11 protein-coding genes are annotated in these 11,476 nt (G+C 40.7%); 4 read left to right on the top strand and 7 right to left on the bottom strand.

Annotated elements, in window-relative coordinates; translation table 11 throughout:
- Positions 1-60 precede the first annotated feature (60 nt).
- From cysI to QMA08_RS14290, 3 genes are all read left to right on the top strand, one after another.
- Positions 61-1,758 carry an assimilatory sulfite reductase (NADPH) hemoprotein subunit gene (gene cysI, locus QMA08_RS14300; RefSeq protein ID WP_182769414.1) on the top strand — a complete coding sequence of 566 codons (1,698 nt, stop codon included), beginning with the start codon at positions 61-63 and terminating at the stop codon, positions 1,756-1,758.
- 43 nt (positions 1,759-1,801) lie between these two features.
- Complete coding sequence (locus QMA08_RS14295) at positions 1,802-2,542, top strand: phosphoadenylyl-sulfate reductase (RefSeq protein WP_089367568.1); 741 nt, start codon at positions 1,802-1,804, stop codon at positions 2,540-2,542.
- Between the two features lie 145 nt (positions 2,543-2,687).
- A complete protein-coding gene (locus tag QMA08_RS14290; protein WP_290174774.1) occupies positions 2,688-3,236 on the top strand; it encodes a DUF4124 domain-containing protein in 549 nt (182 codons plus the stop codon).
- On the opposite strand, the gene QMA08_RS14285 is transcribed toward QMA08_RS14290, so the two are convergent.
- The 4 genes from QMA08_RS14285 to QMA08_RS14270 form a co-directional block, all read right to left on the bottom strand.
- Entirely contained in the window at positions 3,237-3,491 is a 255-nt protein-coding gene (locus QMA08_RS14285; protein ID WP_290174773.1) for a hypothetical protein, read from the bottom strand. It lies immediately after the preceding gene.
- A 450-nt stretch (positions 3,492-3,941) separates the two neighbouring features.
- Positions 3,942-6,686, bottom strand: coding sequence for an aconitate hydratase AcnA (gene acnA, locus QMA08_RS14280; RefSeq protein WP_165743531.1), 2,745 nt, complete (start codon positions 6,684-6,686; stop codon positions 3,942-3,944).
- Positions 6,687-6,891: 205 nt separating this feature from the next.
- On the bottom strand, positions 6,892-7,320 hold the full coding sequence (locus QMA08_RS14275; RefSeq protein ID WP_039488637.1) for a hypothetical protein: 429 nt from the start codon (positions 7,318-7,320) through the stop codon (positions 6,892-6,894).
- 101 nt (positions 7,321-7,421) lie between these two features.
- A complete protein-coding gene (locus QMA08_RS14270) occupies positions 7,422-7,805 on the bottom strand; it encodes an RNA-binding S4 domain-containing protein (protein ID WP_002961114.1) in 384 nt (127 codons plus the stop codon).
- A 245-nt stretch (positions 7,806-8,050) separates the two neighbouring features.
- Here QMA08_RS14270 and QMA08_RS14265 point away from each other — a divergent pair, with 245 nt between their 5' ends.
- Positions 8,051-8,338 (top strand): hypothetical protein, encoded by a 288-nt coding sequence (locus QMA08_RS14265; protein WP_182712460.1) that lies wholly within the window; start codon positions 8,051-8,053, stop codon positions 8,336-8,338.
- Positions 8,339-8,483: 145 nt separating this feature from the next.
- Here the strand turns inward: QMA08_RS14265 and QMA08_RS14260 are convergent, their stop codons facing one another.
- From QMA08_RS14260 to glnL, 3 genes are read right to left on the bottom strand one after another with little or no spacing between them, the layout of a single operon-like run.
- Positions 8,484-8,942, bottom strand: a complete 459-nt coding sequence (locus QMA08_RS14260) for a cyclic nucleotide-binding domain-containing protein (protein WP_002961116.1) — start codon at positions 8,940-8,942, stop codon at positions 8,484-8,486.
- Between the two features lie 29 nt (positions 8,943-8,971).
- On the bottom strand, positions 8,972-10,357 hold the full coding sequence (ntrC, locus tag QMA08_RS14255) for a nitrogen regulation protein NR(I) (RefSeq protein ID WP_002961117.1): 1,386 nt from the start codon (positions 10,355-10,357) through the stop codon (positions 8,972-8,974).
- A 14-nt stretch (positions 10,358-10,371) separates the two neighbouring features.
- Positions 10,372-11,442 (bottom strand): nitrogen regulation protein NR(II), encoded by a 1,071-nt coding sequence (glnL, locus tag QMA08_RS14250; protein ID WP_002961118.1) that lies wholly within the window; start codon positions 11,440-11,442, stop codon positions 10,372-10,374.
- Positions 11,443-11,476 lie beyond the last annotated feature (34 nt).

Here is an 11,476-nt window from a genome sequence, read left to right as displayed (position 1 = left end):
TCACGTTTCTTATTTTATTAACAGCTAGCAGCCGTCACTGTAACAAATTTAGGATTTAAAATGAGCGAACAAGATAAAAACGTAAAACTTTCTGATAACGAACGTTTGAAAAGAGAAAGCAACTTTTTACGTGGCACCATAGAGCAAGACTTAAAAGACGAAATTACCGGTGGTTTTACCGCTGATAACTTTCAGTTAATACGTTTTCATGGCATGTACCAACAAGATGACCGCGATATACGTGGTGAGCGCGCTAAGCAAAAGCTAGAGCCGCTACATAATGTAATGTTACGTGCACGTATGCCTGGCGGTATTATTAAGCCAGAGCAGTGGTTAGCAATCGACAAGTTTGCTGATGAAAAAACAAGCTACGGCAGCATTCGTTTAACTACGCGTCAAACGTTTCAGTTTCATGGTGTATTAAAGCCAAATATTAAAGGCATGCACCAAATGCTTGATAGCGTAGGTATAGACTCTATTGCTACAGCGGGTGACGTTAACCGTAACGTGCTTTGTACTACTAACCCTGTTGAGTCTGAGTTACACCAAGAAGCTTACGACTGGGCTGCAAAAATTTCTGAACATTTATTACCAAAAACGAAAGCGTATGCTGAAATTTGGCTAAATGGCGAAAAGGCAGAAACCACAGAAGAGCCAATTTTAGGATCTAACTACTTACCGCGTAAATTTAAAACAACGGTAACCATTCCGCCTAATAACGAAGTTGATGTGCATGCGAATGACTTAAACTTTGTGGCAATTGCTGATAACGGAAAGCTTGTTGGCTTTAACGTACTTGTTGGTGGTGGCCTTGCCATGACTCACGGTGATACGGCTACGTATCCGCGTAAGGCTGATGACTTTGGCTTTATTACGCTCGAAGATACCTTAAAAATTGCAGAGCATGTTGTATCTGTGCAGCGCGATTGGGGTAATCGTTCAAACCGTAAAAATGCAAAAACTAAATACACATTAGACCGTGTTGGCGTTGATGTATTTAAAGCAGAAGTAGAAAAACGCTCAGGCGTTACATTTGCACCAAGCCGCCCGTTTGAGTTTACTCACCGTGGCGATCGTATTGGTTGGGTTGAAGGCATTGATGGTAAGCACCACTTAACGCTATTTATTCAAAGTGGTCGTATTTTAGACTACCCAGGCAAGCCGCTTAAAACTGGTTGTCGTAAAATCGCAGAAGTTCACCAAGGTGACATGCGTATGACGGCAAACCAAAACTTAATTATTGCTGGCGTACCTGCAGATCAAAAAGCCGTGATTGAAGAAATTGCACGTAGCCATGGCCTGATTGACGACAAAGATTCGCAGCAGCGTAAAAATTCTATGGCGTGTGTTTCACTGCCAACGTGCCCACTTGCAATGGCCGAAGCAGAGCGTTACTTACCAAGCCTAGTAGAAAAAACTGAAGCATTACTTGCTAAGCACGGTATACCAGATGACAGCATTATTATGCGCGTTGTAGGTTGCCCTAACGGTTGTGGCCGCGCAATGCTTGCAGAAGCTGGTTTAGTGGGTAAAGGGCCAGGTAAGTACAACGTTTACCTAGGTGGTAATTTAGAAGGTACACGTATTCCTAAATTGTACCTTGAGAACGTAGGCGAAGACGTTTACCTAGAAGCATTCGATAAGCTCATTGGGCAATGGGCAAAAGAGCGCAATGACGGTGAGTGTTTTGGTGACTTTGTTATACGCAAAGGCATAGTTGCTGAAGTAAAAGTATCAGTAACCGATTTTCACGCTTAATTAAATACCAGCGCCAAAGCGCTGGTGAGGTTTGGAATTTACCATGAGTGAATTTAAAAACATTTTACAGCTAGATAAACAAAGCCAGGCGGCTATGTTAGCTGATGCTAATGGTTTGCTAGCGAATATGAGCGCAGAACAGCGTGTTTCATGGGCGCTTGATAACTTGCCTAATACGGCTTTTTTATCATCTAGTTTTGGTATTCAAGCGGCAGTAATGCTGCATTTAATGACCTCACAACGTCCAGATATTCCCGTTGTATTAACAGATACAGGCTATTTATTTCCTGAAACGTATCAGTTTATTGAACAAATGAGTGAGCGTTTATCACTTAACTTAAAGGTGTATAGAGCGCAGCTAAGCCCAGCATGGCAAGAAGCTAAGTTTGGCAAGTTGTGGGAGCAAGGCGAGGACGGCATCAAGCAATATAACCAGCTTAATAAAGTTGAGCCGATGACCCGCGCACTTAAAGAGATAGAAGCGGGCACGTGGTTTAGTGGTTTGCGTCGCGATCAATCATCTACACGTGCTGATAAACAGTTTGTAGAAATAAGCCGTGGTACCGTTAAAGTGTACCCGATTATTGAATGGTCTAACCGCGACGTGTATCAGTACCTGACTAAGCATGATTTACCTTACCACCCATTATGGGAACAAGGTTATGTGTCGATGGGTGACGTACATACAACACGTAAGTTAGAGCCAGGAATGACAGAGGAAGAAACTCGCTTTTTTGGTTTAAACCGAGAATGTGGACTACACATGGATGGTGACGGTATTTAACGTCACTACGATGCAGTTAAATCGCAAATAAATACGCAGCTTCGGCTGCGTTTTTATTTTCTTTTATTCGGGTACAAAAAATTGCCTAATTAAGTATTTTTTATTAGACTCAAGACATTAAAGGATTAATTAAAGCAGGAACGCTATGAAATACTTTACCTACTTAGCTATATCAATCATGGCTATTGCAGTCATCTCTTTGTTTTATTTAAAAAAGCCCGATGGTCAAACATGGCTTTCTGCATCATCAATTAGCAGTGAATCTCAGCAAATTAAAGAAAAAATGGTCGCGCTATCTAGCAATACTTTGGACCAAGCAGTGTTGGGCGTTAAGCAAGCAGGCGATAAAATTGCGAGCAGTATTTCTGATGAACCAATTGCTACAAATGCCACCTCAAGTGGTAAAATTTTTAAGTGGCAAGACGAAACAGGCCAATGGCACTTTTCTGATACACCTAACCCACATGCAAAAAGTATTGAAGTAAAACTCGATCCTAAAGATATTACTGTTATTGCTGCAGAAGACACGTCTATTTTAAATACCTCTTCAACTCCAAACACAATGTCGGCTGCACCAGAGGGGATCAGTATTTTGAACCCAGATTCGGTTAAAAAGCTATTTAATGACGCCGAAAATGTAAAAGACAAACTAGAAAAACGTAATAAAGAAATTAATAATTTAAGTGCACTTTAATTATTTAGAGTGAGTGCTTTTATTGTTTTTTAAATAACGTTTTTCGGCTTCCATCAATAATACTGTTAAATATATTTTAGTGGGAAGCGACAGCGGCACGCCTACAGCAATGCATGCCGCCGCTATAATTATTCCTTTAATACCATGCTCGACAGTAAAGTAGTTCGATACAATTAACGTATGGCCAGTCACGATAAGGCACAACCCAAGCACTATTGATGTTTTAAGCAGTCTAATTATCATTGTTGGCGACATAGTTACCTCACTAAGAGTAGCCCTAGGGCCTGTTTATCTTTCGAGGTTAAATTTGCAGCAGTGTGTTTGGTATTTAGGCAAGGCAGAGCCTATGTAGTGTGGTTATTCACCATGAATAGGCGTTAACGTGGAATAAATGCCAAACATGCGCTGCCCGAAGGGTTCTGCCTAGGGGCTATTTACTCTTTGTTGCCTACATGGATGTAGGTAAGGGGCGTGAGCAGGACGCGGAAGCTTTGCTCGGTTTTTACTTAGCCCACTAGGTTACAAGCCTCACGCCGCGATTAAATAGCCCCTAGGTTGAACAAATTTTAATCCTGAAAGGTCAACAGGCCCTAGTGTAGGCACGCTTTAAATGCTTAGCATTGATTTAAGACAACAAACAGCACATATAAAAAAGCCCAGCTTATTACTAAACTGGGCTTTTAGATGTATTAACTACTGTCTTTGTTAGTCGAGCATATTACGCAGTACATATTGTAAAATGCCGCCGTGTTTGTAGTAATCCCACTCTTTAGGGGTATCAATACGTACGTCTGCACTCAAGGTTACTTTTTTACCTTCGGCATTTGTAGCAATAACGGTAACTTCATCGGTTTTATCGTACAGGCCATCAATATCAAATTGTTCTTGGCCTGTTAACCCGTGTGACTCGTAGCTTTCACCTTCTTTAAATTGCAGAGGTAATACACCCATACCAATTAAGTTAGAGCGATGAATACGTTCGTAGCTTTGTGCTACAACGGCTTTAACGCCTAATAAAAGTGAGCCTTTAGCAGCCCAGTCACGAGATGAACCCGTGCCATATTCTTTGCCCGCTAAAATAATGAGTGGAGTATTATTTTTTTGATACTCCATTGCTGCATCATAAATGCTCTCTAGCGTATCGCCAGGCTGAGTACGTGTTACTCCGCCTTCAGTACCAGGAGCTAGTAAGTTTTTAAGACGCACATTAGCGAACGTTCCACGCATCATTACTTCGTGATTACCACGGCGTGAGCCGTACGAGTTAAATTGCGCTTTATCTACACCTTTCTCTTGCAAGTATAAACCTGCTGGCGCTTCTGCTTTAATAGCACCCGCTGGAGAAATATGGTCAGTGGTTACTGAATCCCCAAGTTTAGCTAAACAACGTGCACCTTCAATAGAAGGAATGCCCGGTGGTTCTACTTTCATACCATCAAAAAATGGTGCTTTTTTAATGTAGGTAGATGCATCATCCCAATCGTAAAGTTTGCCATCCGGTATTTTAATTTGCTGCCAACGGCTATCGCCTTCGTAAACGTTAGCGTAGCTTTTTTCAAACATTTCTTTAGTTACGGTTTCTTTAACTAAGTCACTTACTTCTTTAACGCTTGGCCAAATGTTTTTAAGGTAAATATCGTTACCGTTAGCATCTTGAGCAAGGGGTTCGTTGTATACGTCAATATCGGTTCTACCTGCAATGGCATAAGCTACGACAAGCGGAGGAGAGGCTAAAAAGTTCATTTTAACATCTTGGTGAATACGCCCTTCAAAGTTACGGTTACCCGATAAAATAGAGCTCACTACTAATTTATGTTTTTGAATCGCGTCTGATATTTCAGTTGCAAGTGGCCCTGAATTACCAATACACGTAGTACAGCCGTAGCCAACTAAGTTAAAGCCTAGGCTTTCTAGGTCATCCATCAGGCCTGCTTTTTCTAGGTAGTCGGTAACTACTTTTGAGCCTGGAGCAAGTGATGTTTTAACCCAAGGTTTTACATTAATGCCTAACTGTTTTGCTTTTTTAGCAACCAAACCAGCAGCTAAAATAACACTTGGGTTAGAGGTGTTGGTACAGCTGGTAATTGCGGCAATAACACAAGCGCCATCGTTTAGCTCAAACTCTTGGCCTTTAAATTTAACCTTAGCGGCACCCATAAACTGCGCTTCGTTAACTGGCTCATCTGGATTTGTTGTCGGCCCTTCACTCTCAATACGAGCTTGTTCTTCATCGCTTTTATCACGACGAGCCATACGTTCGTCTTGGAAGCCTTTTAAATGATCGCCAATAACTTTGCCAGCTTCGTTTAAGGCAATTCTATCTTGTGGGCGTTTAGGGCCTGCAAGGCTTGGTACAACGTCATCTAATTTAAGCTCAAGTGTATCGGTATAGTTGGCTTCGTCGCCATCGTTACGCCATAAGCCTTGATGCTTAGCGTAATCTTCAATTACTTTTAAGTGTTTTTCGTCGCGGTTTGTTAAACGAAGGTAGTTAATGGTCTCATCATCAATTGGGAAAATACCACACGTAGCGCCGTATTCTGGTGCCATATTGGCTATGGTTGCTCTATCGGCAAGTGGTAGGTCGGCAAGGCCGTCACCATAAAATTCTACAAATTTACCCACTACGCCATGATTACGCAGTATTTCGGTTACTGTTAACACTAAATCGGTTGCGGTAGTACCTTCAGGTAAACGTCCGCTTAGCTTCATACCTACTACTTGTGGAATGAGTAAGCTAATTGGCTGACCAAGCATGGCTGCTTCGGCTTCAATGCCGCCTACACCCCAACCAAGCACACCTAAGCCATTAATCATGGTGGTGTGAGAGTCAGTCCCTACAAGCGTATCTGGGTAAGCAAATTTTTTGCCGTCGCGCTCTTCATTAAAAACAACGCGCGCTAAGTATTCTAGGTTTACTTGGTGAACAATGCCGGTTGCTGGTGGCACTACTTTTAAATTATCAAAAGCGGTTTGCCCCCAACGTAAAAATTCGTAACGTTCTTTATTTCGGTCGTACTCAAGTTTTGCATTTAAATCAAATGCACCATCATTTCCGTAGCCATCTACTTGTACCGAATGGTCAATCACAAGTTCAGCAGGCGATAACGGGTTTATTTTTGCAGGATCCCCACCTAGCTTTTCCATTGCATCACGCATCGCGGCTAAATCTACAATAGCGGGTACGCCGGTAAAATCTTGCATAACAACACGGGCGGGAGTAAAGGCAACTTCAGATGCAGGCTTTGCTTGAGGATCCCAATTAAGAAGGGCTTGAATGTCTTGTTCTTTTATATTTACGCCATCTTCGTTACGAAGAAGGTTTTCAAGTAGTACTTTTAAGGAAAAGGGCAATCGTTTCGCTTTGTCGCCAAGTCCTTTTAGAGAATGAATATGATATTGCTCACCATTTATTGTGAGCTGATGTTGGGTATCGAAACTATTATTCATTATTTGCCCCTTTATGAATTATAAAAATGTTTTGAAGAGTGACCTCTGTAGTGTTCGAGTTGCAAAGTACATACCAGTGTAAAAAATCGCGTTTAGAGAACGAATTTTATACAGTTATTATAGTAGAGATGATGCTGAAAAATTTAATTTCAAGAGATGATTTAAAAGAAGAGATAGGGTCAAAAGTTATTTCGACCCTTATTAATTACTGTAACCAACCTTGTTGCTTACCTTTAATACTCAAGCAAAGTAAAGCGATGGCAATAATGATTACAAAAATAGGCATAAATACCGCACTTGCGCCAAGTAGCTCAATACTATTTATGACCACAAAATTATAATATTGCTGAATTAAAATAGCGCCGAGCGATAGCGCAAAAGTAGGTGTTGCCAGCGCGTTTTTAGCAAGTAAAAACAGACAACCCAAAGTGCTTCCAAATACAGCTACAGCAAATGCAATGGTTGACCAAAGAGGGATGTCAGAGTAGGCAGCTTGTTGATCTAAAGGAAGTTTACCTATCATTTCGGGTGTCATCATCATGTGCATAGCAAATGCAATAACGCCAAGTAAGTTCCATACGAGTGCCGCCCATACAACGGGTTTAAACCAATTTTTAGGTGTGTTTACAGACATTTTATAACCTTGTTTTTATTATTATTAACGAGGTTATTAAAGAGTAAAAAGGCCAACTATACAAGTTGGCCTTTTCATATAAAAAGAGTGCTTTTAAATGCTTAACCAAATGAAATAGGACGACGACCTGTTTTATCATCTACTTTTGGTTTTTTAGTTCGCTTACGCTTACTTTTAGCTGGTTGATTTGTTGGTTGTGGTGCAGCTTGCTTTGACTCTGCTTGAGTTTGTACCGCAGGTTTTTCTGCAGGGATTGCATCTTCACTTAGTGAGAGTTTAAAAAACTCACCATCAAACTCTAGTACATCACCACTGTATAATTTTTTCCGTTTAATTGTACAAATTTCATGGTTAACACCCACATAGCCTTCAGTAATTAGGTTTTTAGCTTGGCCGCCACCTTCAACTAAGTTTAGTACTTTTAATAATTTACAGAGCTCAATCGGCTCTTCTTCTAATTCTATTTCTATGTATTCTTCGTTCATATTTGCTCTCGGTGGGGTAACGCACAAGCTGTAGTATAAAGGCTTGCAGCTACTTTTGCACCAAAGCAAGTAACTTTAGCTAATTGTAATAGGGAAATAACGACGAAAGTTTTTATGTATTTTATCTGTCTTTAAAAAAACTGAAGCAATTGAAGAGTAATCTTTGCAGCAGTTAATTTTACGTATGGCCTGCTAATTGCTAAAACTTTGGCGGAATAAATATTTTTCATTAAATGGAGTAGGAAATGGGCGTAAGATTAGCAATGAAAAAAGAGCTAATGGGGTTAGATAATTCAGGTATGTTAACTGCTGACGATGTTAGAGAGCACCTTGCTAATTCTGTAAAAAAGCAAGCTGATCAAGGTGAGCGCGGTTTTTCTGTAATTTCAAAATTCAATGATACCCATAGCCGTTTAGTTAGTGGTGATGCCACGAGAAAAACAAAACTTGAATTTGAACGTCATCGTTTGTTTAAAGAAGTTTTATATACTCGCAAAAGTGTTGATGCTTGGTTAGATAGCCAAATTAGCTGATTTGCTATTTATCAAAAATATAGTTTTAGTGTGCTTAGCCATTTTATTAAGTACGTGTCAGTAACCGACTGCGTATATTTATACATAAACGTTGAGTGCAACTCAAAGGTAGCAGCTAGAATCAACTTGGGGATATAAACAGTCTCTAACCGTGAGTTTCTATATGCTCGCTTAATTTGGCAATGCGCAGGCTCATACCTTCAATAATTCGGTCTTTAATTTTTTCGCGGATAACATTAGGTAAGCGGGTGAGTGCTTCAGGGGTAATGGCAAGTACTATGGTGTCGGTTTTAGCGCGAGCGCTAGTACTGCGCTCTCGGTTATTTATAAAGGCACCTTCACCTATAAATTCACCGGGCTCAATAGTGCCAAGTTCTAGTAAATGGTTATGCTTAAATACTAATAATGCGCCGCTAAGTACAATGTACAAACGCTTGTCGTTATCGTATTGCTTAAATAAAAATTGATGCTGACTTACTAAATATAACAGGCCGAACGACTCCAATAAGACTTGGCGCTCGCTGAGCGTAAATTCTTTAAAAAAGTGCAGCCTGTTTATAATTTCCATTTGTTTGAATAATGGAATATGCTCGATTAGCTTCATCAATAACCAAATGTGTTAAAAGCGTTTAATCAGCTAATATTGCGCTCTTTTAATTTTCGGGTCAACGTGTTGCGTCCCCAACCAATTTTTATAGCAGCATCTTGCTTATGACCAGAACAATTAGCGAGGGCTGTTTTTATTAAGCGAGTTTCTAGTTGAGCTTGAATGTCAGGCCAAATATTTTCTTTGCCTTTTTTTAGCTCTTGATTAAGCCATTGTTGGAATGCATCGAGCCAATCACCTTCTTCTTGGGTTGGTGAAGCATCCAGAATCTCCGGCGGTAAATCTTGCTCGCTTACAAGCTCACCCGGTGCCATAACTGTTAGCCAGCGACACGTGTTTTCTAATTGGCGTACATTGCCTGGCCAATTAAATAAACGTAATTGCTCAGTCGCTTTAGGGCTGAGTACTTTGCTTTCTACTTGTAGCTCTTTAGCGCTTTTATGTAAAAAGTGTTGCGATAAGCTTTCTATATCTTCAGTACGCTCTCGAAGAGCGGGTAAACGTAGGCGCACAACATTAAGACGATGAAATAAATCATCCCTAAACTTGCCTTGTTTAACTAAATCTTCAAGGTTTTGGTGCGTAGCTGCAATAATGCGTACGTCCACTTTTATACTTTGATGGCCACCAACGCGATAAAACTCACCATCGGCAAGAACGCGTAATAAACGTGTTTGCACATCAAGTGGCATATCACCAATTTCATCTAAAAATAGTGTACCGCCATTGGCTTGCTCAAAGCGGCCTTTACGTACGCTATCGGCGCCCGTAAACGCGCCTTTTTCGTGGCCAAATAACTCTGACTCAACAAGCTCTTTTGGAATGGCCGCCATGTTAAGTGCAATAAATTGATTTTCTTTACGTGGACTATGATTGTGCAAAGCACTGGCAACCAGTTCTTTACCTGTGCCAGATTCACCATTTATTAATACGCTCATGCTTGAGGCCGATAGTTTACCTATCGCTCTAAACACTTCTTGCATAGCGGGTGCTTCACCAATAATGTGGGCACTTTTTGGTGGAGCTTGCTTTCGCTTAGTTTTTTTAGTGGAGTTTGCTCTGCATGCGCTCTCGACTAGCGCCACTGCTTCGTTTAAATCAAACGGCTTAGCTAGGTATTCAAAAGCACCTTTTTGAAATGCATTAACTGCAGAGTCCAAATCAGAGTGGGCTGTCATTATAATAACCGGCAGCCCAGGGTTTTGCTCTGCTATAAGCTCAAGCAACGCCATGCCATCCATACCAGGCATTCGTACGTCCGAAACTAAAACAGTAGGTTGACTAAACTTTAATGCGCTTAATACATCTTGCGCATTAGCAAAGCTTTCTGCGTTAAACCCTGCACGGGTTAGTGCTTTTTCAAGTACAAATCGAATAGAAGCATCATCATCTACAAGCCAAACTGTTTTCATGCAAACTCCAAACATTAATCTGCAAAGGGCAGATAGATATTAAATTCAGTATGTCCAGGCCAGCTATCACATTCTATATAGCCATCATGTTGATCTATCAGCGTTTGCGCTATTGAGAGTCCTAACCCTGAGCCATCTTCTTTATTGGTGATCATAGGGTAGAACAGTGTTTCACGTACACTGGGATCAATACCTGGTCCGTTATCAGATATTTGGATCAACAAGGCTTTTTTAGGTGCTTTACCTGGGCGACGATGTTGATGATTAATGCGGGTTTTTATTGTTATTTCACCGCCATCTACAAGCGCCTGCTGAGCATTTCGAACAATGTTTAATACTACTTGCTGAATTTTGCCTTGATCAATGTATACATCAGGAATGCTTGGGTCGTAATCTTTAACCAAGCTAATGTTAGAACAATTATCTAACGTACTTAGTCGTGCAACTGATTCAAGTGATTGATGTATATTGCCATACGATTTTTGCGGAAGCTGATTTGGCCCTAAAAGCCTATCTACTAATTCGCGTAATCGGTCAGCTTGCTCAATGATAAGTTCAGCACATTGGTCTCTTTCTTGTTGATCAACCTCATACTGCAATAACTGCGCCGCTCCGCGAATTCCACCTAAAGGATTTTTAATTTCGTGAGCTAAGCCTCTAATTAGATTTCGGGCTGCTTGGTATTGATGCATTTGATTAGACGCTTGGTCGTGCTTAATTTCGTCATCAGTTTGGCGCCACTCAAATAAAATATAAAGTGAGCCATCAAACTTAATTTGTCGTGTACTTACGGCTACTTTTGCATGGCGAGAATCGCTAAAAACCACGTCAGCTCTGTGCTGCTGGCAATCTACACCTTCAACTAATGAGTATTGTTCTATACGCTGCAAATCGATTGAATGGTAATTAAAAAGACTGTCGAAAGGCTGATCTAATAGGCGCTTGTTACCAAGGCCAAGCAGTTCGCTAGTACTGGTATTGGCATAGACAACGGTAAAGTTTTTATCAAGCAACATGATAGCGGTTGTTTGATTTTGCCAAATAGCATCGAGTAGCTCAGGGCTAAAGTTTTTATTATTAATCATAGCTGCACCATTTTAGTGCGTTGATATTTACAAG

The organism is Pseudoalteromonas sp. APC 3355, assembly GCF_030407615.1.
GTDB classification, from domain to species: Bacteria; Pseudomonadota; Gammaproteobacteria; order Enterobacterales; family Alteromonadaceae; genus Pseudoalteromonas; species Pseudoalteromonas distincta.
Note: the sequence above shows the minus strand (reverse complement) of the source record. Positions and strands in the feature narration are given on the sequence as shown.